General features: G+C 62.2%; 19 protein-coding genes. 6 read left to right on the forward strand and 13 right to left on the reverse strand.

The window, feature by feature from the left end; genetic code table 11:
* Position 1 precedes the first annotated feature (1 nt).
* The 12 genes from tsaE to BG457_RS03645 all read right to left on the reverse strand — a co-directional run bounded on the left by tsaE (position 2) and on the right by BG457_RS03645 (position 15,467).
* Positions 2-490, reverse strand: coding sequence for a tRNA (adenosine(37)-N6)-threonylcarbamoyltransferase complex ATPase subunit type 1 TsaE (gene tsaE / locus BG457_RS03590; protein ID WP_071795638.1), 489 nt, complete (start codon positions 488-490; stop codon positions 2-4).
* A gap of 54 nt (positions 491-544) precedes the next feature.
* Complete coding sequence (locus BG457_RS03595) at positions 545-2,248, reverse strand: PAS-domain containing protein (protein ID WP_071795639.1); 1,704 nt, start codon at positions 2,246-2,248, stop codon at positions 545-547.
* Between the two features lie 82 nt (positions 2,249-2,330).
* On the reverse strand, positions 2,331-4,418 hold the full coding sequence (locus tag BG457_RS03600) for a 3'-5' exonuclease (protein WP_071795640.1): 2,088 nt from the start codon (positions 4,416-4,418) through the stop codon (positions 2,331-2,333).
* Complete coding sequence (locus BG457_RS03605) at positions 4,411-4,833, reverse strand: response regulator transcription factor (RefSeq protein ID WP_071795641.1); 423 nt, start codon at positions 4,831-4,833, stop codon at positions 4,411-4,413. The genes BG457_RS03600 and BG457_RS03605 overlap by 8 nt, the downstream gene beginning before the upstream one ends.
* A complete protein-coding gene (locus tag BG457_RS03610; protein WP_071795642.1) occupies positions 4,808-5,356 on the reverse strand; it encodes a hypothetical protein in 549 nt (182 codons plus the stop codon). The genes BG457_RS03605 and BG457_RS03610 overlap by 26 nt, the downstream gene beginning before the upstream one ends.
* A gap of 11 nt (positions 5,357-5,367) precedes the next feature.
* Complete coding sequence (locus BG457_RS03615) at positions 5,368-7,200, reverse strand: DUF294 nucleotidyltransferase-like domain-containing protein (protein ID WP_071796029.1); 1,833 nt, start codon at positions 7,198-7,200, stop codon at positions 5,368-5,370.
* Between the two features lie 82 nt (positions 7,201-7,282).
* A complete protein-coding gene (locus BG457_RS03620; RefSeq protein ID WP_071795643.1) occupies positions 7,283-9,049 on the reverse strand; it encodes a sodium:solute symporter family protein in 1,767 nt (588 codons plus the stop codon).
* Positions 9,050-9,062: 13 nt separating this feature from the next.
* Positions 9,063-9,317: a DUF4212 domain-containing protein gene (locus BG457_RS03625; protein ID WP_071795644.1), complete on the reverse strand. Its 255-nt coding sequence runs from the start codon at positions 9,315-9,317 to the stop codon at positions 9,063-9,065.
* 152 nt (positions 9,318-9,469) lie between these two features.
* Positions 9,470-10,138: an adenylate kinase gene (locus BG457_RS03630; protein WP_084657481.1), complete on the reverse strand. Its 669-nt coding sequence runs from the start codon at positions 10,136-10,138 to the stop codon at positions 9,470-9,472.
* 17 nt (positions 10,139-10,155) lie between these two features.
* Positions 10,156-12,102: an acetate--CoA ligase gene (gene acs / locus BG457_RS03635; RefSeq protein ID WP_071795646.1), complete on the reverse strand. Its 1,947-nt coding sequence runs from the start codon at positions 12,100-12,102 to the stop codon at positions 10,156-10,158.
* Positions 12,103-12,633: 531 nt separating this feature from the next.
* Positions 12,634-14,922 carry a polysaccharide lyase domain-containing protein gene (locus tag BG457_RS03640; protein ID WP_071795647.1) on the reverse strand — a complete coding sequence of 763 codons (2,289 nt, stop codon included), beginning with the start codon at positions 14,920-14,922 and terminating at the stop codon, positions 12,634-12,636.
* A 128-nt stretch (positions 14,923-15,050) separates the two neighbouring features.
* Positions 15,051-15,467 (reverse strand): DUF4864 domain-containing protein, encoded by a 417-nt coding sequence (locus BG457_RS03645; protein ID WP_071795648.1) that lies wholly within the window; start codon positions 15,465-15,467, stop codon positions 15,051-15,053.
* Between the two features lie 94 nt (positions 15,468-15,561).
* Between BG457_RS03645 and BG457_RS03650 the strand changes: the two genes are divergently transcribed.
* Positions 15,562-16,461: a CHAD domain-containing protein gene (locus BG457_RS03650; protein WP_071795649.1), complete on the forward strand. Its 900-nt coding sequence runs from the start codon at positions 15,562-15,564 to the stop codon at positions 16,459-16,461.
* On the opposite strand, the gene BG457_RS03655 is transcribed toward BG457_RS03650, so the two are convergent.
* Positions 16,458-18,074, reverse strand: a complete 1,617-nt coding sequence (locus BG457_RS03655) for a lysine--tRNA ligase (protein WP_071795650.1) — start codon at positions 18,072-18,074, stop codon at positions 16,458-16,460. The two genes, BG457_RS03650 and BG457_RS03655, sit on opposite strands and share 4 nt — an antisense overlap.
* Before the next feature lie 108 nt (positions 18,075-18,182).
* Here BG457_RS03655 and BG457_RS03660 point away from each other — a divergent pair, with 108 nt between their 5' ends.
* From BG457_RS03660 to BG457_RS03680, 5 genes are all read left to right on the forward strand, one after another.
* Positions 18,183-18,605, forward strand: coding sequence for a tellurite resistance TerB family protein (locus tag BG457_RS03660; RefSeq protein ID WP_071795651.1), 423 nt, complete (start codon positions 18,183-18,185; stop codon positions 18,603-18,605).
* 41 nt (positions 18,606-18,646) lie between these two features.
* Complete coding sequence (locus tag BG457_RS03665; protein WP_071795652.1) at positions 18,647-19,732, forward strand: AI-2E family transporter; 1,086 nt, start codon at positions 18,647-18,649, stop codon at positions 19,730-19,732.
* Complete coding sequence (locus BG457_RS03670) at positions 19,729-20,433, forward strand: P-loop NTPase family protein (RefSeq protein WP_245770920.1); 705 nt, start codon at positions 19,729-19,731, stop codon at positions 20,431-20,433. The genes BG457_RS03665 and BG457_RS03670 overlap by 4 nt, the downstream gene beginning before the upstream one ends.
* Before the next feature lie 86 nt (positions 20,434-20,519).
* Entirely contained in the window at positions 20,520-21,458 is a 939-nt protein-coding gene (locus tag BG457_RS03675; protein ID WP_071795654.1) for an META domain-containing protein, read from the forward strand.
* Between the two features lie 49 nt (positions 21,459-21,507).
* Positions 21,508-23,724, forward strand: a complete 2,217-nt coding sequence (locus tag BG457_RS03680) for an RNA degradosome polyphosphate kinase (protein WP_071796030.1) — start codon at positions 21,508-21,510, stop codon at positions 23,722-23,724.
* Positions 23,725-23,726: the final 2 nt, after the last annotated feature.

The following is a 23,726-nucleotide window of genomic DNA, read 5'->3' on the forward strand; positions in this document are numbered from 1 at the left end:
CTCAGACTGCGGCGAGAACGGCACTCAGCCGGTCCTGCCACGAGGCAGGGCCGCTGAAGCTGATCTGACGCGCCTCGGGCGCGGCCCCCGGCAGGATGCTCACATGCAAGGCTGCCGCTGGGGCCATGTCACCTAAGTGCCCGGCCCATTCCACAAGGCAGATCGCGGTCGAGAACGCCTCTTCCAGACCAAGTTCGACTATTTCCTGCGGATCGGAGAGGCGGTAGAGATCAGCATGCCATATCTCTACCGCCTCCAGATCATAGGTCTGGACCAGGGTGAAACTCGGAGACGGGACATCCTCCATCCGGCCCAAGGCTGCCAGACGCGACTGGATCAGCGCGCGCGAGAAATGGCTCTTGCCTGCCCCGACCGGACCATCCAGCAACACCGTGTCGCCCGGCCCAAGCGCAGCCCCGAGCCGTATCGCAAGTTCCGCGGTCTGGTCCGGTGCGAAGGTATCGACGGTCAGGTGGAAAGCATCATTCATGCGCGGACTGTGCCACGACTGCCGCGTCTGCGCCAGTGCGAAGCAACACCCTGTTCAGACGCGGATACGGCTGCCGGAATGTCGCGCGCTGCGCGGCTTGCGCGGGGTCAGCATTTGCGCCGCAGTCTCGGATGCCTTGCTCTGTTCAGCCCGGTCAGACGATAGCCCGGCCTGATCAGGCCTGCGGATCAACTCGCCCTGCAGGCCCAGATCTGGGCGCTGCAACGAAAGCCCTTGCGCCAGCGGCTGAAACATCACCATCACCGCCCCGCCGGCAAGCCGCCGCGCGCGCAGCGCCAGCGGGATACCCGTGCGCAAGGCAGCGGATCCGCTGATTTCCTCACGCGCGTCGGATCGGGTCACGAATTCCGCCAGCCGCGCCCAGAAGGTTGTCGGAACACAGGCATCCGACCACAGTGCCATTGCCTGAGCCAGCCCCCCATCGGCAAGATCAGCGCAGGGATCCGTTTTCCAAAGCTGCCTGTATCCGTCATTTGCCAGGAGCGCCTGCCCCGCCAGACCAAACACGACAATTCCGTCAATCAGCGCATCCAGGACATGATGCGCGGTCTCGATCTCGTTGCGGAAATTGCGCGTCAGGGCGGCTTCGGTCGTCACATCCTCGATGAAAAGCGCAATCGCGCCATTGGGTTGCGGGCGCCCGGTAACATAGAAGATACGCCCCCCGTCCAGACACCATTCTTCCGCATATTCTCCGGTCTCGGCGGCTTTCTCCATCTCGATGATCTCGCGACGCCAGTTCTGGAAATCCTTGGGTTCCGGCAGCATCCGCGTCTCGCGCAAGGCATAGAGAACCTGCTCGAAACTCGGTCGCGCCGCCAGAAACAGAGGCTCCAGCCCGGTCAGATCAATAAGCGCCGGGTTGAAAACCTGCAATCGGCGCTCGGCATCAAACAGGGCAAGACCAATCGGAAGACAGGCGAATGTACGGGTCAAGGTCTGAAGGGTTTCACGTCTCGATGCCTCGGATTGCACGGCCGAATCGATCGGGACCGCAAAATGCAGGATCTGGTCATCGCATGCGGCCTCGGAATGGGCGAACCAGCGCACAACTTCATCCTGCCGCAAGGCAAGCCGGACCTTGTCGGCGCTGTCGTCTTCTCCGAACAGATCCGGCAAGGGCCATGTCAATTCCGCATCTTTAGGCCGTATCTGCTCCAGCGTCTTGAGATAGGCCGAATTGGCCCAGACCACGCGCCCGTCAGCCTCGGTCTTCCAGATCAGGCTGGGCACGTTGCGCGCGACATGGCGCAATGTCCTGAGTTCATTCTGAAGGGCATTGAAACTCAGTCGGTCGATGGCGACGAGCGCCCCTTCGGCAGAAGTATCGGTCAGGCGCAGATGGGTCAGCCCACTGCGGTAGCGCAGCCCGAGAACCAGCCCGTCATCCATGCTCGACTGAAGCTCTGCCTGCCCGGTTCCCGCCAGCCCCTTCAGCGCCTGCTCCAGTTCCGGAAACCGTGGATCAAGATAGGCGCGCAGACGCGCCCAGATTGCGGACCTGCGGGTGGTTGCTCCTGCTTCGCCCAGCATGTCGAGCAGCTTTCTCCCCTGATCCGAACAATCGATCATTTCACTCTCGCGAAAGATGAAAACAGCATCCTGATCACCCTGGCCGAACGCGATTTCGGGATGTGCATGTTCGCGCGACATGGCTGCGAATATTGCCAGACATCCAAGCACGACCAGACTGGCCGAGGTCACGATCGTCAGGCTCAACAAGATCGCGTCCGACATGCGCAAGCTCCTCGCCGCATAGATGCATGAGGACAGCTTCGCAGGCTTTGGTTAAGCTTGTGTTAAGAGATGCGGATCAAACTCAGTTCAGATCCTTGAGCAGCCGCCCATGCCTGCGCACTTCGCTCAGCACATCACCGAATGTTTCCAGCCCGCGGGATTTCAGGATCGGGATCAGTTTCAGAAAGGCGTCAGCCGTCGCCACCGTATCGCCGATGGCGGTGTGCCGCGCCTCTTCGGGAATGGTAATTCCCAGCCGGGCGGTCAACGCGTCAAGCGAATGCTGCTCCAACTGGCCGTAAACGACCGCCGACAAAAGCACCGTATCCAACACCGGGTGATCGAAGCTGGCGCCGATATCCGCTTCGTGACGGCGCAGAAATTCCATGTCGAAAGGCGCATTATGCGCCACCAGCACCGCTCCGCGCGCAAATTCGTGAAACCGCTTCCCCGCCTGTGAAATGGTCGGCGCTCCCCGGATCATGTCTTGCGTGATGCCATGCACATCGGTCGAGCTTTGCGGGATCGGGCGCTGCGGATCGACCAGCGTGTCGAAGACTTCGCGCTGCACGCGACGACCATTGACCACGCGCACGGCGGCGATCTGCACGATCTCGTCGCTGGACGGCATCAGGCCCGTCGTCTCGGTGTCAAAGACCACATAGGTCAGATCCTCCAGCCGGCTTTCCAGCACTCCGGCGTTGCGCTCCTTGGACAGCAGCTCGAAATCATAGACCACCTCGCGCTGGATCGGCGCGGGGCGGCTGGTGGCACGACGGGCATTAGGGATCGGCAGGCGCACCGAGGCCATGCCATCGGGGCGCGCTTCGGTCCAGGCCTCGGTCGCATGCGCGTTCAGGACCGCGCGCGGGGTCAGGTCGGGAATATCGGGATCCATCTGTTCGCCCAGCCAGGCATCGAACTCGCCGACGGGGAGCGCGGCACCGTGCCAGAGCAGGTCAAACACCGCGCCCGGACCCTCCTCTTCGCTCAGGCACAAGCGGAAGGCGCGCGCATGACCGCTCGCCGCCAGTTTCTCGCCCAGCCAGCGAAAGAACAGCGCCAGTTCGAACCCGTCGCAGGTCAGGATCAGGTCGGGGCCATCGGCCTCCAGCGCGAGATCGGAGGCATCGAATTGCGCGCTGACCGCATCCATCAGGTCCGCCGCGCGGATCTGGCTTTGCGGGCGCCAGTCACTGCGACCCGCGTCATAGCGCGCGCCCAGTTCGGTGATCGCGGCGGACAATATGCGCACCTCTGCCATCATGGCGCTTGTCAGTTCGTCATTCTGCGCCATCGTGCTGTCTTCGGACAGAACACCGATCACGGTTTGCAGATTGGCGGCCGGACGGCGCACGCGGTCGAACACTTCCGCCAGCAGGGCCTCGCGCGCAGCATGGGCGGCCAGATCGGTCGTCACATCGCGCAGCGTCAGCACGAAGCCGGGGCGGCGGGTGCTGTCGGTGCGGCGCAGCACCCGCATCCGCCCCGAGAGCAGACGCCCGGTTCCGGTGGTCGCGCAGATCAGATCCGAGGCCGCCTCGGGGTCATTGAGCTTGCTCAGCCGCTCATAGGCGTGGCGCACAGGGCCTTCGCGCAGATAGTCCAGCAGATTGCGGTCCAGCCCCGGCGCCCCGCCCGCTTCCAGCACCGTCACTGCCTGCCCGTTATAGAACACAAGCTGATACTCCGCCGTGCACAGCAGGACCGCCACGGGCACATCGGCAAGCAGCTTCTCAAGCCGAGATTTCTCGGCCGAAAGGCGCGAGGTCTCGCGCGCCACCGACTCGGCCAGTGCCGAACGGGTTTCGGCCAGCGAGCGCGTGATCGCCGCAGCCGCAGGCGCAAGATCCCCCAGATAGCGCGCCTTCTCGCGCTCGGCGGCGATATCATCCGTTACATCGGTCACCGCGCGCGTGCGGATCGCATTGGCCAGCGCATCAATCGCACGGGCGACATTGGCGTCAAAAAGATACCAGATTCCAGTCACCAGAAACAGGATCAGGAACCCGCCCAAGATGCCTGCCTGCAGCATCGGCCCTGCCAGTTCAGGCTGGTCGGCACGCGACAGCACCAGCCAGCCGCCCAGCCCCATGGCCAGAACCGCGCCTGCAGCAAGCATCGCAAAAAACAGCAGGATGCGGATGCGCAGGCTGAGGCGGTCAAGCATCCGCAGCGCCCGTCTGTGGCAGCGCGCCCGGCGTTCCGGCAAGGATCTTGCGCACCTCTTCGCGCAATTCCTTCAGCTCAAAGGGTTTCGAGATGAACCCGTCCGCGCCCATCGCCAATCCCTTGCGCCGCTCCATGGCAGAGCCGCGCGCGGTCATCATCAGGATGCGCACGGACTGGCATTCGGGATCCGCGCGCACGGATTGGCATATTTCATAGCCCGAGACCCCCGGCAGCATCACATCAAGCAACACCAGATCGGGCTTGCTCTCGCGGATCAGATCCACCGCGCCCTCCCCGGTCGCGATACGGGTCTGATTATAGCCCTCGCGGGTCAGAAGGTAATTGAGGGCGATGGCGATGTTATCCTCATCCTCGACCACCAGAATTTCAGCCGTTCGGGACGTGTCCTCCATGTGCTCCTCCTTCACAAGCAGTCGTCAGAAATCTGTCATCAGGGGACAGCGCGTACCATTCAGCGTCTACAGGCAAGCCCTGATCATCCAGCACGGTCGCTTCGGTCAGATCGGCGCGGCGGGCATTGGCGCAATCAAAGAGCGACGAGAACCCCATGGTCAGCGCCCAGCGCTCCTGTAGGATCACGCCGGTCAGCACCAGATCGGGATTGATCCTGTTGCGCTGGCGCACGCGGTTATCCACGGCGATGATGCGATTGGTCAGCGGGACGGCATAGGTCCAGGGGCGCATCCAGGACTGGTGCTGGTTGCGACTGACCACCACCACCTCCTCGGGCAGCCCGGCCTCGAAGCGCGCGGCCCAGGAATATTCAAGATAGATGACCATGGCGATCATCCCTGCCGCCGCCCCCGCCGGGGTCAGCCATTCGGGCAGCCGCCGCCCGCTCAGACGCCGCAGGATCATGGCCGTGCCGCCACCGCCAAACCCCGCCACAATGACCGCCAGAAATTCCAGTAGCACGCGCGTTCCTTTCAGCCCAGAGTGCCGGCCATCTGGCCGACCGCAGATTGCATGGTGCGCACGACAACGAAAGCGTCGCGCAGATGGCTGCGCTCGAAATCCGACAGGTCGGAGGGCGCGAGGAAATTGTCCGGCTTGCGGCCCATCCGGACCAGATTGGCCTGATTTTCCAGCCGCAGATTGGCGATCAGGTCATAGGCTTCGATCAGATCGCGCGCGCCCGAAACCGAGATGATGCCCTTTTCTTCCGCCGCCAGCAGCCGCGCGCGGGTATTCGCAGCCGTTATCCGCCCGCGCAGCGCATAGACGCGCGCCAGATCCGTCACCGGCACCACCCCGCCGAGCTTCATATCCACATGATTCTTGTGCTCGCCCGACCGGATGGTGGCAAAGCTGCGCAACAGCCCCAGAGGCGGGGTGTGCTTGACCGAGTTCGAGATCATATGCGCCACAAAGATCGAATTCCTGCTGGCGGCGGCAAGTGTCTCTTCCTGCAGATCCCTAAACAGGCTGACCTGCCCGCCGATAGGGCGCAGATCGAACATCACCGAGGCCAGCATCTGCGCCTCGGGCGATGGCGTATTGATCCAGCCGCTGAAATAGCGCCGCCAGACCTGGAGCGGCTGACACCAGCGCGGATTGGTCGCCATCATGTCGCCGGGGCAGTAGAAATACCCTGCGGCATCCAGCCCGTCGGAGACAAACCGCGCCAGTTCCGCGTAATAGGCCATGTCATCGGGCGACACGCTGTCATCGATGATGATGCAATTGTCCTGATCACTGACCCCGGTCTGTTCCTGCCGCCCCTGCGAGCCGCAGGCCGCCCAGAGATAGGGCGCGGGCGGGGGGCCAAGCTTTTCCTCTGCCAGTTTCAGCAGGCGCCGCGTCACTGTGTCGGCGATATCGGTGATCAGCCGCGTGACAACATCATGGGCGTTATGCGCGCCGACAAGCTGCACCAGAAGCTGCGGGATGCGCCCGGTGACAGGGGCCAGATCCTCGTAGGATTTCGCCACCGCCGCGTCGCGCACCAACTGGCCCGAACTGATCGCCTGAAACCGCGTCAGATCGGTCTGGGTGATCATGCCCAGAAGCCTGCCATCGCGCACGACCGGCAGATGCCCGATCCGGTTCTCCAGCATCATATGCAGGATATCCGAGCCGAGCGCCTGCGGCGACAACGCGAGCGGGTCCGGGGTCATGATCTCGGAAAGCGGCGTGTCCACCGACCGCCCCTCCGCCAGCACCCGCGCCGAGAGATCGCGCGTCGTGACGATGCCCAGCAGCACCCCGTCCTTCACGACCGGCACACAGGAAATCCGGTTGTCCCGCATCAGCCGCGCGGCCTCTTTCGCCGTAGTGTTCAAGGCGCCGATCACGGGTTTACGCGCCATCAAGTCGGCCACTTTCAGCGTCGCCAGATCGTTCTGGCGCCCATGCTTGCCGCCCAGACCCTGACCACGGCTGAAAAACCGCTCGAAGGCAGGGAAATTCGCGATCATGTGCCGCAACTCCCCCCCCGGCAAGGCCAGCAGCACCGCATCGGAGGAGGTGGTGGCCGTGGTCACGGCCCGCCCCTCGCGCAACAGCCCCCGCTCGCCGAAAGAATTGCGCGGGCTGAGCATCGAGACCAGCGCGCCATTGGCATCGGTCACTTCGACAGTCCCGGATTTGATCAGCCAGACATGCTCGATCGGATCGCCTTCGGAATAGACGACAGTGCCCGCAGGCACTTCACTGCGGCTGAAGCAACCGGCGACACGCACCAGTTCGTCCTGCGGCAGTGTATCATAAGGGTGCACCGAGTGCAGGAAATCCATGATCTTTTCGGCGCTCCGGGTCATCTGATCCATCCTGACTGCACCGCTGGGATTGGCGGCCTGCCCCCGACATAACACGGGGACAGGCCAGTTTCATCGTGCCAGATCAGTGATCGACCGCCGCACCTGCACCTTTCGGCACACGGATCGACTCGACCAGCTCCTGGATTTCCGCAGGCGCTTCCTTGGTCAGCGCCAGCGTGATGTAGGCAGCTGCGAAGTTCAGGATCGCCCCCACAGTCCCGAAGGACAGCGGCGAGATGCCGAGGATCCAGTTATCCTGGGTGTTGGGCAGCATGTTGGTACCGGGGATGAAGAACCAGCCCAGATAGGTGAAGATGTAGAGCACGGTCGACAGCAGACCGACCAGCATCCCCACAATCGCACCTGTCGAGTTCATCTTCTTCGAGAAGATGCCCATCATGATCGCCGGGAAGAGCGATGCAGCCGCCAGACCGAAGGCTAAAGCCACCACCTGCGCGGCAAAGCCCGGCGGGTTCAGACCCAGATAGGTCGCCAGGGCAATCGCAAAGGCCATCGAGATACGGGCGGCCAGAAGCTCGCCTTTTTCCGAAATGGCCGGATTGATCACCGATTTGATCAGGTCATGACTGATGGCCGAAGAAATGGCCAGAAGCAGACCTGCCGCAGTTGAGAGTGCCGCTGCCAGACCACCAGCCGCGATCAGGCCGATCACCCAGCCCGGAAGCTGTGCAATTTCAGGGTTGGCCAGAACAAGGATGTCGTTGTTGAACAGCACCATCTCATTGCCTTCCCAGCCTTCCTCGATCGCGCGGGCGGGCGGGTTTGCCTCATTGTAGTACTGGATCAGGCCATCGCCATTCTTGTCCTCGAAGCGCAAGAGACCCGTGCGTTCCCAGTTCAGCATCCAGTCGGGCTTGTTTTCAAAGGCCAGCGGTTCGCCTTCGATCCCTTGCGGCCAGAGTGTGGTGATGATGTTCAGACGCGCCATTGCACCGACAGCCGGAGCAACCGTGTAGAGCAGCGCGATGAAGACCAGCGCCCAGCCGGCCGAAGTACGGGCATCGGCCACGCGCGGCACTGTGAAGAAGCGGATGATGACGTGGGGCAGACCGGCAGTACCGATCATCAGCGACATGGTGAACAGCACCATGTTGAAGGTCGAGCCGTGGTTTCCGGTATAGTCGTTGAAGCCCAGATCCATCAGCACGCTGTTCAGCGTCTGCAAAAGCGGTTCGCCGGAACCGGTATGGGTCGAGAACAGACCAAGCTGCGGAATCGGGTTCCCGGTCAGTTGCAGCGAGATGAACACAGCCGGAATGGTGTAGGCAACGATCAGCACGCAATATTGTGCAAGCTGGGTATAGGTGATGCCCTTCATCCCGCCCAGAACGGCGTAGCAGAACACGACGCCCGAAGCGATGAAGAGGCCCGTGGTGTTATCCACTTCCAGGAAGCGTGAAAACGCCACGCCCGCCCCGGTCATCTGCCCGATCACATAGGTGATCGACATGACCAGCAGCGAGATCACGGCCACGACGCGCGCGGTCTGGCTGTAGAAACGGTCGCCGATGAAGTCAGGCACGGTGAAACGGCCGAACTTGCGCAGATAGGGCGCCAGAAGCATGGCCAGAAGCACATAGCCGCCCGTCCAGCCCATGAGGAAGGTCGAGTTGCCATAGCCGACAGCGGCGATCAGACCGGCCATCGAAATGAAGGACGCCGCCGACATCCAGTCAGCAGCGGTGGCCGCGCCGTTCACGACCGGGTTGACGCCGCGCGACGCGGCGTAGAAATCCGAGGTCGTCCCGGCGCGCGCCCAGATCGCGATCCCGATATAGAGCGCGAAAGAGCCACCCACGAAGATGAGGTTGATGATAAACTGATCCATTACGCAGCCTCCCTCACTCTTCCACGCCAAACTCTTTGTCGAGTTTGTTCATGTAAGAGCGGTAAAAAAAGATCAGCACGATGAAGGTCAGAATCGAGCCTTGCTGCGCGAACCAGAACCCAAGATCGGTGCCCCCGACCGGAATGCCCGCCAAAAGCGGGCGGAATACGATGCCGAACCCGAAGGACACCAGCGCCCAGATCACCATGGAGATGGTGATGATGCGCACGTTGGCCTTCCAGTAGGCGTCTGTCGACTTGTCTGACATGTGACGTCTCCCAGTTTTCCTCCTGTGCCACCCCGGAACGGGGCAGCTTCCTCTCCTTGTCCCCCGCGACGCAAGCCGGGGATGTTTGCAGCCCTGCTATGCGCAGGTCTGCATTCGGGCACCGGCTGGTGCCAAACCGGTTGCCCGGAACTCTAGCCTGTCACTCGCGTGACGATTGCGGCCAGATCGGCCGCAACGCGGTCGATCTCGCCCATGGCATCCACGCGGCTCAGCACGGCTTTGCCCTCATAGTAAGTGATCAATGGTGCGGTCTGTTTGTGATAGGCTTCCAGCCGCGCCGTGACGGTTTCGGCATTGTCATCTGCCCGGCGCTTGAACTCGGTGCTGCCACATTTGTCACACACACCGGCGACGGCCGGTTGCTTGAAACTGTCGTGATAGCCTTCGCCACAATTGGCGCAGGTATAGCGCCCCGAGACACGCTCGACCATCGCCGCATCATCGACGTCCAGAGAAATCGCCGCGCCGATGCTCTGGCCCTGTGCAGCAAGCAGATCGTCAAGTGCCGCCGCCTGCCCCTCGGTGCGGGGAAACCCGTCAAGGATGACCCCCTTAGCGGTATCGGGCTCGGCCATGCGGTCCTTGAGGATCGCAAGCACGATCTCGTCGCTGACCAGACCACCGGCGGACATGACCGCCTGCGCCGCCTTGCCTGCGTCGGTCCCGGCAGCGACCGCCGCGCGCAACAGATCGCCGGTCGAAAGCTGCACCAGACCGAATTTCTCTTCCAGCATGCGCGCTTGCGTGCCCTTGCCCGCCCCCGGAGGGCCGAGCAGAATCAGAACAGCGGATTTCGTCATCGTCTCGCTCATCCCGTTCAGGCCCGGTTCATGCGGTTTTCGATCAGGTCATCAACCACCGCCGGTTCCGCCAGCGTCGAGGTATCGCCCAGCGCGCCGAAATCATTCTCGGCAATCTTGCGCAGGATCCGGCGCATGATCTTGCCCGAGCGCGTCTTGGGCAGGCCCGGCGCCCATTGGATCAGATCGGGGCTGGCAATCGGGCCGATTTCCTGCCGCACCCATTTCACAAGCTCCTTGCGCAACTCGTCTGTGGGCTCAACGTCGTTCATCAGCGTGACATAGGCATAGATCCCCTGCCCCTTGATGTCGTGCGGGTAGCCTACGACAGCAGCCTCTGCGACGGCTTCATGCGCCACCAGCGCCGATTCCACTTCCGCCGTGCCCATACGATGGCCCGAGACATTGATCACGTCATCCACGCGGCCCGTGATCCAGTAATAGCCATCCTCATCCCGGCGGCAGCCGTCGCCGGTGAAGTAATAGCCCTTGTACTGGCTGAAATAGGCTTCCTCGAACCGCGCATGATCACCCCAGAGCGTGCGCATCTGTCCCGGCCAGCTATCCTTGATGCACAAGACACCTTCGGCCTTGGTTTCCGTCTGCACTTCAGCCGTCGCGGCATCCAGTATTTCCGGCTGCACCCCGAAGAAGGGCTTCGTGGCCGAACCGGGCTTGGCAGGGATGGCGCCGGGCAGCGAGGTGATCATATGCCCGCCGGTCTCGGTCTGCCAGAACGTATCGACAATCGGGCATTTGCCCTTGCCGACATGGGCGTTGTACCAGTTCCAGGCTTCCGGGTTGATCGGCTCCCCGACCGAGCCCAGGAGTTTCAGCGACGACAGATCGTGCTTCTCGACCCATTCCGTTCCCTGCCCCATCAGCGCGCGGATCGCGGTGGGGGCAGTATAGAACTGATTGACCTTGTGCTTGGCGCAGACTTCCCAGAAGCGCCCTGCATCGGGATAGGTGGGCACGCCCTCGAACATGAGCGTCGTCGCGCCATTCGCAAGCGGGCCGTAGATGATGTAGCTGTGCCCGGTGACCCAGCCCACATCGGCGGTGCACCAGAAGATATCCCCATCGTGATAGTCGAACGTGTATTGCTGCGTCATCGCGGCATAGACCAGATAGCCGCCCGATGTGTGCACCACGCCCTTCGGCTTGCCGGTCGACCCCGAGGTATAGAGGATGAACAGCGGATCTTCCGCGCCCATCTCGACCGGCGCGCAGTCCGTGCTCGCGGCAGCCATTTCGGCCTTCACATCCACATCGCGCCCGTCAACCCAGGTGGTCTGCGCACCGGTATGCTTGACAACAAGGCACTTCACCTTGTCCGAGCAATGCTGCAACGCCTTGTCGGTATTGCTCTTGAGCGGTGTGCGACGCCCGCCCCGCGGTGCGAAATCGGCGGTGATCACGGCCTTGGCCTCGGACCCATTGATCCGGTCTGCCAGCGCATCCGGCGAGAACCCGGCGAAAACGATGGAATGAATCGCGCCGATCCGCGCACAGGCCAGCATCGCATAAGCGGCCTCTGGGATCATCGGCAGATAAAGCACCACGCGGTCGCCCTTGCCCACACCCTGCGCTTTCAGCACATTGGCCATGCGGCAGGTCTGCTCCAGCAATTCGCGATAGGTGATATGCTGCGCCGGGGTCGTGGGCTCGTCCGGCTCCCAGATGATTGCGGTCTGATCACCGCGGGTCGGGATATGCCGGTCAATGCAATTGGCCGAGACATTCAGCGTGCCATCTTCAAACCATTTGATGCTGATATTGCCGGGCGCGAAAGAGGTATTCTTGACCTTGCTGTAGGGCTTGATCCAGTCGATCCGCTTGCCCTGCTCCGCCCAGAATGCTTCCGGGTCAGCAACGGATGCGGCATACATCTCCTCGTATTTCTCAGCATCGGCATGCGCCTTGACGACAAATTCATCAGATGCAGGATAAAGATCGGACATGAATACTCCTCCAGTAGCAGGGGAGGGCGCATCAATGCCTGACGCCCGGCCATCCCCCAAGATTTCCCGACGCAGAATTACGCAGCGTCACACTTCCCCTGCGGCCTTGTAACACAATCGTCAAGAAATGGGTAACATTTTTTAAAATAACGATTTTTCTGTAAATTTATTCACAAAGTCGGTGTAAATTTGGTCAAAACATTTTCGCTGCGGTGCAGAGCTTGTGAAAAATCAGGGGTTTTGTGACTCGTTACGGTATAACCCTCGGCGGGTTCATTGTGCAGAAGCCCCGAAAGGCGAAAACCTGTGACAGCGCAAACATCGCGCGAAACTTTCGTAAAGCGCGAATGCGGGTCTGCGACACAAACTGATTCGCACCGCTTGCCGATGCCCCCCATACCCTGAGAAAAACTGCCGGTCCGGCCCGCATCTGCGCACCCAAGAACCGCGATCACGCAGACGCGACCCGCAGACAGAAAAACGCGCCATCGGGAATGATGGCGCGTCTGCGTTTCTGAAACGGAATTGCACTCAGAGCGGTCGGTCGACCCTGACTGTGACCAGCGCGCGGCCCCGCACGGCCTGCGGCCAGCGCAACCGGACCTGGTTGTTGTTGACGCCTTGCTGCACCTCGGTAAACGGCATGTCATAACGCGTCGCGTTGCTGCTGTCGCGCGCCGGGCCTTCCATCACAACCGATGTCACGGTCCGGGCAAAGCCGCCAAAGGGCAGTTTGTCGCCCGTACCCACAGTCCAGTTGGTCGCCTCGGAATTCTGATCATGCACGATGACGGCCGGACTTTCCGCAGGGAAATCAATCCCGTTATAGGCATTGTTGTCGAAAATGACGTTCCGGAACCGGTTGAATGCCAGTGTGGCAAAGGTCGTATCGATCCTTTCGGCCCGGTCGATACGCGTCCCGACAGTGCGGAATACATTGCCGCTGACATGCAGCCCCTGCAGGAAATGCCCCGGCCCGAACGGTCTGACCACGATGAAATTGAACGAACTCGCCACATTGATAGCAAAGAAGATATTGCCCTCGACACTCAGCCCGCCAAAGGAAAATCCGGAACTATGCTCGGGCTGGGGGTCATACTCATTGGTCAGTTCCAGGAAACAGTTATCCACATAATTGCCGGTGACGCTGGTCGAGCAATTCTTGTTGGTCAGGATCAGACCAGCCTGCCGTATCCCCAGATTCTGGGTGTCGCCCTGAAAGAAATGATTGCCCGAGATCAGGTGGCCGGACCCGGCAAGAATGCCGAAATGCGCCCAGAGCACGGCGCGGTTGTTGCGAATCTTGGTGTCATTCGCGTTGACATTGAAGGCAATCACCGTGCGGTCCTGCGCATTGAAGGGTTGCTGCGAGCTTTCGAACTGGCAAGATTCGATCCACATGCCCTGACATCCCCCGCCGATAGAGGTGATGGCACGATCCCGCGGCCGCTCGAACTGGCAGCCCAGAAAGCGGAAGATGCGCCCGCCTTCGGGCAGCATGACCGCCGAACACCGCCCGCGACCGCGCAGCTCGACATTGCGCATCTCGAAATTGCGCAGGCTGGAAAAGCCCGAGAAATCCAGCATGTACTGAAAGCGCTCGAAGGTGTAGCTCTGCGTCCCCGACCCGCCATGCAATGGCTGGCTGAGCGTCACCCGATTGTTCGAGATGCTGCGGCTGCGCACATAGACCTCGCGCCCGACCCCGACCCCGGACACACGCGCGCCCACCGGCACGCCAGCCACATTGCTGATCCCGTCCAGCCGGTGCGCGTTTGAAACATTGTAGGTGGCAGTGCGTGTGACCGTGACCGTATTCCAGGCTGTGCTCTCTGCGGCATCCAGCAGGCCATTGGCCAGAACGCGGCGCGAGGAGATATCGTCAAACCCCACCAAAGCGCGCATGTCGATTGGCGCATTCAGGACGATGCGACGCCCTTTCAGATCGAAGATGATATGCTGCGAGGAATGAAACAGCGCCTGCAACCCCTTGCGAAACCCGGTCTCGCCATTGCCGAAGGCCGCCTCATAGGCCGGAAAATCGAAATCCTGCTGCAGGATGAGCACCGCGCTTTCGGGCATGCTCAGCGTGCCCCGAAAGGTCACGGGGTTGGGGATCGTCAGGTCAGAGCCGATGTGAAAGACCCCCTCCGGCACCAGCAGACGCCGCATACCCGCCGCCGCAATCGCCGCCACAAAGGCGGGTCGGTCATCGGCACTGCCATTCCCGACAGCCCCAAAATCGCGCACATCGACCACGCCCAGGAGTTCGCCCGCGTAGTAGCTTGTCACATCCTCGATCAGGATATCATCGACACGCACCACGCCGCCGGTGGGACCGGTCAGATCAATACCGAAATGGGCAATTTCGACAGTTGTCGGCCAGACCATATCGACACCCGGCCGCACGCCGGTGCCGACAATGGCCGACACCTCGACAATCGTGCCGTAGCTGGTCAGGCTGGTCACCGGGCCCGTGGTAGTGAGACCACCCACCTGCACCCCTGCCGCTGTCCCCGCCCAGGCCGCAATCGCCACATTGGGCAGGACACCACCCATTGCCTTGATCCGCGCGCGGATACGCAGATAGCAGCCCGGCATGATCGGAGCCGCGCCCATCCAGCGCAACCGGGTGGTGGCCGAGATCTTCTGGATTTCCAGACACCCGCCATAATCAGGATCGGTCGGGACGAAGGCCGCGAAGCCAGCGCTGTCATAGGTCGGCGTGCCGGGGCGGCCCGTTGATTGCGACCAGACATCCAGCCCGGCAGAGAAAGGCGGCGGCATGATCGCCAGCCCGTGCGTAACGGCCATGTTCATGGAAAAACCCTCTTGTCCTTCGATCTGAGCCCAGGGATCGGCCAGACAGCGCCATGCGCCCGGCCTTCCGGATCGGACAAGATGTACCAATGAGCGGTTAAACCCGGCTGAGGTCAGCGCGCGCTCCCCTATGCACCGACCTCGGGCGCCTGCAGGATCTGCACACCATTGATGCGCCAGCCCTCAGGGGTTTCCACCATGGCATAGGCGAGAATATGCAGACGACCGCCCGCATCGCGCATCATCACCCGCTGGATGACCTCAGATCCGCGGGCGGTCTGGTCCAGCATCACCACCTCGGCGGGCCGGTGCACCATCGGATAGCCCTCGCGCACCATCCGGCCAAAGCGCTCGGGCGTGCCGAAGATGTGCTTTATGCCGGGGCTGGCATAGCTGAAAGCTGTCTCGAAATCATCTACCCGCAAAGCCGCGATCTGATCCGCGATGACCTGCGCGATCGGGTTGCCCTGCGCAAGACCATCCTGCGCAAGTCCGGGCAGGCCCAGACTGAAAGCGGCGATGAAAGACAGGATTGCACGTCGCATGATCGGTCCTCCCTCAACCTCTACGCAGAGAGCCGCAAACCGGATCAGATGCAACCGGCTTGTCTGCCCGCCTTGCCTCTCCTATCCTCAAACCATGACAGATCTTGCCGCGCGCCGCACCGACAGGTCGACCAAAGCCGCGCTGGAACGCGTCCTGCAGACATGCCTGCAGGACGCGCTGACCGAGATTTCCGAACAGGGTACTGATGCCTCGCTGCATGACCTGCGCAAGCGCAGCAAGGAGCTGCGCGGGCTGTTGCAGCTGTTGCGACCGGGCTTACCCGCGTTCAGACCATTGAACGCGGCCCTGCGCGACGCGGCACAGCAGCTTGCGCCCGCGCGCGACGCCGAGGCGATGCTGGCAGGTTTCGACGCCATCACCGCAGTGCTGCGCGAGCCCGCCCGTTTCGATGGCCTGCGTAGGCGGCTGATAGAAACGCAGCAACAACGGCGCATGGAGATCGAGGGCGCGGCCCTGAAGCAGTTGGCCGAAGTCCTTACGACCCTGCAACGCGAACTTGCCCAGATTTCCCTCTCCGACAAGGCCAATCTTGTCGTCTGGAATGGTCTGCACCGGACATGGGGGCAGGCACGCAACGCATGGCAAAAAGCCAGAGCCAGCTTCGGCCACGAATATACCGCAGCGCCGTTCCATGATTGGCGCAAGGCACTCAAGCGCCACTGGTATCAGGCCCGGTTTCTCGCGCAGATCAGACCCAAATCCATGGCCCGCCATATCGCGCGGATCGACGCGCTGACCGAGACACTGGGCGATCACAATGATCTTGATGTGCTGATCGCTTTTCTCGATGCGCAGCCCGACCTGTCCCCCGATGACGCCTATGCCCGCGAGTTGTTCCGCCGCCATGCCACCGCGCGGCGCTACAAGCTGGCGCGCGCGGCCCTTGATCAGGCCCGCCCGATCATGGGCAGGCCCGCCGATGCACTGGCAGGCGAATGGCGCGGCTGGTGGCAGCGCTGGCGCAAGGGCTAGCGCAACTCGCCCGCCAGACCTTTCTCGATCAGCGCGACGGTTTCAGCCACGCCATAAAGCGCGATGAAACTGCCCCAGCGCGGCCCCTGTTCGGCCCCCAGCAGCACCTCATAGAGCACCTTGAACCAGTCGCGCAGCGAAGAGAAGCCATGCGCCTTGCCGGTATCGCGCACCACCGACATGAAGACTTCCTCACTCAACGCGCTGAACTCAGCCGCATATTCCGCAGGCACCTGCCCATCCGCGGCAATCCCGCGCAGCTTCGCGGCCAAGTCTTCCAGCGCGGCCCGCTCGGCCTCGCTCGGCGCACGATAGGACAGGTTGGGCGCCACGAAATCCTTGAAATAGCGCACCGCAAATCCTGCGGCCTGATCCAGATCCGGATGCGTCTCGGGGGCCGCTTCCGGCGCATAGGCGCGGATGAACCCCCAGAGCGTCGCCTTGTCATCGGCCCGCGCGACTGACACCAGATTCAGCAGAAGCGAGAAGCTGACCACCATCCCGCTCGCGGGCACATCGCCGCCATGGATATGCCAGACCGGATTGGCCGCCTGTTGCTCTGGTGTCTGGTCAGGATAGGCCCGCAATTGCTGGTGATACTCATCCACCGCTTTCGGGATCACATCCCAGGACAGGCGCTTCGCGGTCTTGGGCTTCAGATACATGTAATAGGACAGCGATTCCGTCGAGGCATAGGTCAGCCATTCGTCAATCGTCAGCCCGTTGCCCTTGGATTTCGAAATCTTCTCGCCATTCTCGTCCAGAAACAATTCATAGACGAAATGCTCGGGCTTCTTGCCGCCAAGGATCTCGCAAATCCGGTCATAGATCGGCGTGTTGGTCGAGTGATCCTTGCCATACATCTCGAAATCCACATCGAGCGCGGCCCAGCGCGCGCCGAAATCGGGCTTCCATTGCAGCTTCACATTGCCGCCGGTCACAGGCAGCGTCCATTCGCGGCCGTCCTCGTCGTCGAAGGTGATCTCGCCCTTCTCTCCATCCACATGCTTCATCGGCACATAGAGCACGCGACCGGTTTCCGGGTGGATCGGCAGGAAGATCGAATAGGTCTGCTGCCGCTCTTCACGCAAGGATGCCAGCATCACCTTCATCAGCGCGTCATAGCGTTCCGCCGCGCGCAACAGGATCTCGTCAAACTGGCCCGATTTGTAGAACTCGGTCGCCGAGATGAACTCATACTGAAACCCGAACGTATCCAGAAACCGCCGCAGCATCGCGTTGTTATGATGCCCAAAGCTCTCATATTTGCCGAACGGATCAGGCACCGAGGTCAGCGGCTTTTGCAAATGCTCGCGCAGCGCCACAGGGTCCGGCACATTGTCGGGCACCTTGCGCATCCCATCCACATCATCCGAGAAACAGATCAGCCGGGTGGGAATATCACACAATTCCTCGAACGCGCGCCGGATCATCGTCGTGCGCGCCACCTCGCCGAATGTGCCGATATGCGGCAGACCAGAGGGGCCATAGCCGGTCTCGAACAGAACATAGCCCTTCTCCGGCACCTTGCCCTTGTAGCGCGCCACCAGCTTGCGGGCTTCCTCAAAAGGCCAGGCTTTCGAGCTTTGGGCGGCGTCACGCAGTCGGGACATGGGTTTGGGTCACTTCTCTGTGGAGGGTTGATATAAGGCTCGCTTCCTATTGCCCCCGCCCTGTGCCGTCAATAATCTCGCGCGCAAACACATCCGAAGGATATACAGATGGCCCCTCTGCCACACCCTCTCTCTCCGCAGGACAGCCTTGTTGCCGTGATGATCGCTGTATCGGCCGCCGATATGCAGATCCGCACCGCCGAATTGGTCGCAATTCAGGCGCTGGTCAATCATCTGCCCATTTTCGGCGAGTACGACGCCGACCGGATCAGAACCATCGCGCAGACAGTTTTCGATCTGCTTGAAGAAGAAGACGGTCTTGACGCCCTGTTCGGCCTGATCCGCGAAAGCCTGCCCGAGAAGCTGACCGAAACCGCCTATGCGCTTGCCTGTGATGTGGCTGCGGCAGACGGCAAACTCGCACAAAGCGAATTGCGCCTGCTCGAAGAAATCCGCCATGAACTGCAAATCGACCGTTTGCACGCGGCAGCCATTGAACGCGGGGCGCGAGCACGGCATATGCAGTTGTAACCGCGCACGCTTCTGAATGAATCCTGAACAAAGGCAAGCAGATGGTCCTGTCCCCGGAGGTGCAATTGCGATATTGGGCGATAGCGGCCCTTGTCCTCGCACTCATCCTCTGGGCGCTGGGCCCGGCACTGCTGCCCTTTGTCACCGGCGCGGCCATCGCCTATTTCCTCAACCCGCTGGTCCTGCGGCTGACCGCGCTGGGCCTGCCACGCCCGCTTGCCGTGACAGCACTCATGGCCTCTGTTCTGGGATTGATCGTGCTGGCCTTCCTGCTGATCGTGCCGGCTGTTATCTCTCAGGCGGTGCAGTTCACTGAAACCGTCCCGGAACTGCTGCGCGACCTGCAGGAAACCCTGAGCCGCCGTTTTCCGGAAATCGCCGCCTTCGACAATACGCTTGAGACGTCTCTGGCCGCCCTGGGCGAGACGATCCGCGACCGCGGAGCGGTGCTTGCCGAAGGCGTCTGGCGCTCGGTCTCGGGTCTGGTCAGCGTGATCGTGTTTCTGATCATCACCCCGGTTGTGGCATTCTATCTGATGCTCGACTGGCCACGCGTCGTTGCCGGCGCGGATGACCTGCTGCCACGCCAGCACGCCCCGACCATCCGCGGCCTGGCCGCAGATATCGACCGCGCGATTGCCGGTTTCGTGCGCGGGCAGGTCACGGTCTGCCTGATCCTTGCGGCCTATTATGCCACAGCGCTGGGGCTGGTCGGATTGCAATTCGGACTGGCCATCGGGGTTGTCGCAGGTCTGATCTCCTTCATCCCCTATATCGGTGCGATCGTGGGCGGGGCGCTCGCCATAGGTGTGGCGCTCTGGCAATTCTGGGGCATGCCCGCCAGCATCGGCGCAGTGGTGGTGATCTTTGCCATTGGCCAGATACTTGAAGGCAATATCCTCGTGCCGCGCATCGTCGGCAATTCCGTGCGCCTGCACCCAGTCTGGCTTCTCTTTGCAGTCTCGGCCTTTGGAATGCTGTTCGGCTTTACCGGCATGCTGGTCGCGGTTCCGGTCGCGGCCTCGGTGGGCGTGCTGGTGCGCTTCGGGCTGGAGCAATACCAAAGCAGCGCACTTTACGGCCCGCCCCCCCCGGCAGCAGAGCCACAGGACGACCCGAAACCATGACCCGCAACCCGCGCCAGATGCCCATTCCGATGGCCCTGCCCGCCGATCTTGCGCGTGAGAGTTTCATCGCGGCTCCGTGCAACGCTCAGGCACTGATCACCCTCGGCGCAGAGGGCTGGAGCGGGGCAGCATGGCCCGCAGGCAAGCTGGTGCTGACTGGCCCGCAGGGGTCTGGCAAGACCCATCTGCTGCATATCTGGGCCAAGGCCACAGGAGCGCGTTACCTGACAGCCCCCGATCTCACAGACGCCGATCTCACGGATCTCGCCGAAACCGGGGCCGTCGCGCTCGATAATGCCGATGTGCTTGCCGCATCCCCGGCGCTGGAAACCGCCGCCTTCCATCTGCACAACATGCTCGCCGAACGCGGCGGGCGGCTGTTGCTGGCAGCGCGGGGGCCGGTACGCGACTGGGGCCTGCGCCTGCCCGATCTGCTCTCGCGCCTTCAGGCCGCGCAGCATGTCGCGCTCACCCCCCCCGATGACGCGCTGCTTGCGGGCGTTCTGGAAAAGCTCTTTGCCGATCGGCAAGTGAAGATTTCCGACCGGCTGATCCCGTTCCTTCTGCCGCGGATGGAGCGCTCTCTGGCCGCCGCGCAGGTGCTGGTGGCACGGCTCGACGCCGAGTCACTGGCGCGCAAATGCGCAATATCGCGACAACTTGCTGCCGATGTCATGCAAATGTCACGCGATTCTGACTAAAGGCATCGTGGGCTTCACGCTTGTGTATTGACCCCACGGCGCCTAGGCTTGAACTGTTAGTTTTCTTGTACCGGAGGGTCACGACCATGCGTTTCCCCGCATGTCTCATCATCTTGCTGTCCTTGCTGTCCCTGCCTGCGGCAGCAACGGAAATGCGCAGCATTTCCGGACAGATCATGGTGCTGGAACGCATGGCGCTGCCCGAGACGACCACCATCATCGTCGATATCAGTACTGCGGGGGATCGCGGGCTTGCCCAGAGCCGCGCAGCCGGCGAAGGCCGCCAAAGCCCGTTCGATTTCCGCATCGATGCCCCGATTGACGCGGATCTCGTGCTGCGCGTGGGCCTGCGGGCGGATGACGACATGTTCTGGCTCAGCGAGCCGCGCGCGATCACGGCAGGATCGGACGATCTGGAACTCGGCAGCATCCGCGCGCTCAGGGCACCGCAGATGGGGTTCGCGACACTGCTGATCTGCGGCAATACACTGGTCGAGATCGGCTTTCTGCCCGATTCCGTGCGTCTGCGGCTGAACGAACAGGTATTGTCGATGTCGGCGCAACCGGCCGCATCGGGCGCGCTCTATGTCGACCCCGCCAACCCGGCCAGTTCGATCCATACAAAGGGCGACTCGGCCCTGCTGAAGATCGACGGCGCGGAACTGTCGGAATGCCGCTTCGCCCTCCCCGAAGTCGATTTCACGCAAGGTCTGTGGAATATCAGCTCGATCAGGGACAAACCCACACTCTTTCCGTCCCGCACAGAGCTTGTTTTCTTCCCGGATGGACGCGTCAGCGCGACTGTGGGATGCAATCGCCTGATCGGTGGCTATCGGCGTCACGGTGGCATCCTGTCCTTCGGGCGCATCGCCAGCACCCGGATCGCCTGCCCGGACGGGCTGGACGAACAGGAGCGAACCTTTGCCGATACATTGAGTATGATCGACGGCTACCTGCTGGATTCCGAAGCCACGCGCCTGACCCTGACTGCGGGCGGCGTCCCCGTCATACAGGCGCGCAAGTAACCCTGTCCGAGCCGCCCCCCTCACCAACCCAGCCATGAGCCCCACGCAGATGACCGCGCCCCAGCCCCTCCCCCTTGTTCAGACAACTGAGCTTCCACTGTCAGCGGATTTCCTGAACAGCCCGTTTCCCGCGCCGCTGAAGCTGGAGAATTTCGACCCGCAGGGGCCGGAGCGGTTTTTCAATCGCGAACTCTCCTGGCTCGCCTTCAACTGGCGGGTGCTGGAAGAGGCGATGAACGCGCGCGTGCCCTTGCTGGAACGCGTGCGCTTCCTGTCGATTTCCGCCACCAATCTCGACGAGTTCTACACCGTCCGCGTGGCCGGTCTGCGCGAACTGGCGCGGGCCGGAAATACGACCCCCTCGGATGACGGGCGCAGCCCGGCCGAACAGCTTGTCCTGATCCATGAGGATGCACGCCGCCTGATGGACTACCAGCAGGAAGTCTGGGCCGTACTGCGCCCGGAACTGGACAAGGCCGGAATCTCCATCCTCTCGCAATCAGATCTGACCCCCGCGGATCGTGACGCGATGAACAGCTATTTCCTCAGCCAGGTCTTTCCGGTCCTGTCGCCACTGGCCATTGATCCGGCGCACCCTTTCCCCTTCATCCCCAATGCAGGCTTCTGCCTCGCGCTGGAATTGCAGGACAAACGCGGGCGCAAACTGGACGCCTTGGTGCCGATCCCCAGCCAGATCGACCGGTTTCTGCGTCTCGGGACCAACCCGATCCGCCTCTTGCCGCTGGAAGAACTGATCCTCGCCGAACTGGACAACCTGTTTCCGGGCTACAAGCTCTTGGGTTCCTGCACATTCTCGGTGCTGCGCGACAGTGATCTGGAAGTCGAGGAAGAAGCCGAAGATCTCGTGCGCGAATTCGAAGTGGCGCTGAAACGCCGCCGCCGAGGCGAAGTGGTGCGCATGAAAGTCTCGGCAGGCGCCCCGCGCGATCTGCGGGAGGTCGTCATGGAAGAGCTTGGCGTACCCGAAGCCGATGTAATCGAGGTCGATGGCATCATGGGCATCGCCTCGCTGAAAGAGCTGGTGCTCGATGAGCGCGCCGATCTGCAATGGCCCAGCTTCACCCCCCGCGTGCCCGAGCGGGTGCAGGATCACGGCGGCAATATGTTCGCCGCGATCCGCAACAAGGACATGCTGCTGCACCACCCTTATGAGACCTTCGACATGGTGGTGCGCTTTCTGGAACAGGCCGCGCGCGACCCCGATGTGCTGGCCATCCGCCAGACGCTTTACCGCACCTCGCGCGACAGCCCCATTGTGGCCGCGCTCTGCGAAGCCGCCGAGGCGGGCAAATCGGTCACGGCACTGGTGGAACTGAAAGCGCGCTTCGACGAGGCCGCCAATATCCGCCAGTCCCGTCGGCTGGAACGCGCGGGCGCGCATGTGGTCTATGGGTTCGTGAACTACAAGACCCATGCCAAGATCAGCACCGTGGTCCGGCGCGAAGGCGACCGGCTTGTGACCTATACCCACTGGGGCACCGGCAATTATCACCCGATCACCGCGCGCATCTATACAGACCTCTCGCTCTTCACCTGCGACCCCGCGCTCGGGCGCGATGCCACACGGGTCTTCAACTACCTCTCGGGCTACGCGGAACCCGCGAGCCTTGAAAACCTCGCCATCTCGCCACTGACCCTGAAACCGCGCCTGATCGCGATGATCGAGGCCGAGGCCGAGAATGCCCGCAATGGCCGCCCGGCCGAAATCTGGGCCAAGATGAATTCGATCATCGACGCCGATGTGATCGACGCACTCTATGCCGCCTCGCAGGCGGGCGTGAAGATCAGCCTTGTGGTGCGCGGCATCTGCGGCATCCGTCCGGGCATCAAGGGCCTGTCCGAGAATATCCGCATCAAATCCGTGGTGGGGCGGTTTCTTGAGCATTCGCGGATCGTCTGCTTCGGCAACGGGGCCGATCTGCCCTCGGATCAGGCGCGGGTGTTCATGTCCTCTGCTGACTGGATGGGGCGCAATCTGGTGCGGCGGGTGGAAACGCTGGTCGAGATCCTGAACCCGACCGTCAAGGCGCAGATCGTCCGGCAGATCATGGCCGCCAATCTGGCCGATGAGGCGCAAAGCTGGATCCTCCGCCCCGAAGGCCCCGCGATCCGCACCCTGCCCGGTGACGGAGAAGAGCGCAAACTCTTCAACTGCCACCGGTTTTTCGTCGAGAACCCGTCCCTCTCCGGGCGCGGTTCCGCCGGTCAGGACGATGTGCCGGAACTGACCCATACGCATGATTGAGG

Origin of the sequence: Natronohydrobacter thiooxidans, assembly GCF_001884735.1 — a bacterium.
In the GTDB taxonomy this organism is placed as follows: Bacteria; Pseudomonadota; Alphaproteobacteria; order Rhodobacterales; family Rhodobacteraceae; genus Roseinatronobacter; species Roseinatronobacter thiooxidans_A.

Coding starts and splice junctions, on each gene's coding strand:
- tsaE (WP_071795638.1), bottom strand. CDS start 490: ATGAATGATGCTTTCCACCTGACCGTCGATACCTTCGCACCGGACCAG.
- BG457_RS03595 (WP_071795639.1), bottom strand. CDS start 2,248: ATGTCGGACGCGATCTTGTTGAGCCTGACGATCGTGACCTCGGCCAGT.
- BG457_RS03600 (WP_071795640.1), bottom strand. CDS start 4,418: ATGCTTGACCGCCTCAGCCTGCGCATCCGCATCCTGCTGTTTTTTGCG.
- BG457_RS03605 (WP_071795641.1), bottom strand. CDS start 4,833: ATGGAGGACACGTCCCGAACGGCTGAAATTCTGGTGGTCGAGGATGAG.
- BG457_RS03615 (WP_071796029.1), bottom strand. CDS start 7,200: ATGACCCGGAGCGCCGAAAAGATCATGGATTTCCTGCACTCGGTGCAC.
- BG457_RS03620 (WP_071795643.1), bottom strand. CDS start 9,049: ATGGATCAGTTTATCATCAACCTCATCTTCGTGGGTGGCTCTTTCGCG.
- BG457_RS03625 (WP_071795644.1), bottom strand. CDS start 9,317: ATGTCAGACAAGTCGACAGACGCCTACTGGAAGGCCAACGTGCGCATC.
- BG457_RS03630 (WP_084657481.1), bottom strand. CDS start 10,138: ATGACGAAATCCGCTGTTCTGATTCTGCTCGGCCCTCCGGGGGCGGGC.
- acs (WP_071795646.1), bottom strand. CDS start 12,102: ATGTCCGATCTTTATCCTGCATCTGATGAATTTGTCGTCAAGGCGCAT.
- BG457_RS03640 (WP_071795647.1), bottom strand. CDS start 14,922: ATGAACATGGCCGTTACGCACGGGCTGGCGATCATGCCGCCGCCTTTC.
- BG457_RS03645 (WP_071795648.1), bottom strand. CDS start 15,467: ATGCGACGTGCAATCCTGTCTTTCATCGCCGCTTTCAGTCTGGGCCTG.
- BG457_RS03650 (WP_071795649.1), top strand. CDS start 15,562: ATGACAGATCTTGCCGCGCGCCGCACCGACAGGTCGACCAAAGCCGCG.
- BG457_RS03655 (WP_071795650.1), bottom strand. CDS start 18,074: ATGTCCCGACTGCGTGACGCCGCCCAAAGCTCGAAAGCCTGGCCTTTT.
- BG457_RS03660 (WP_071795651.1), top strand. CDS start 18,183: ATGGCCCCTCTGCCACACCCTCTCTCTCCGCAGGACAGCCTTGTTGCC.
- BG457_RS03665 (WP_071795652.1), top strand. CDS start 18,647: ATGGTCCTGTCCCCGGAGGTGCAATTGCGATATTGGGCGATAGCGGCC.
- BG457_RS03670 (WP_245770920.1), top strand. CDS start 19,729: ATGACCCGCAACCCGCGCCAGATGCCCATTCCGATGGCCCTGCCCGCC.
- BG457_RS03675 (WP_071795654.1), top strand. CDS start 20,520: ATGCGTTTCCCCGCATGTCTCATCATCTTGCTGTCCTTGCTGTCCCTG.
- BG457_RS03680 (WP_071796030.1), top strand. CDS start 21,508: ATGACCGCGCCCCAGCCCCTCCCCCTTGTTCAGACAACTGAGCTTCCA.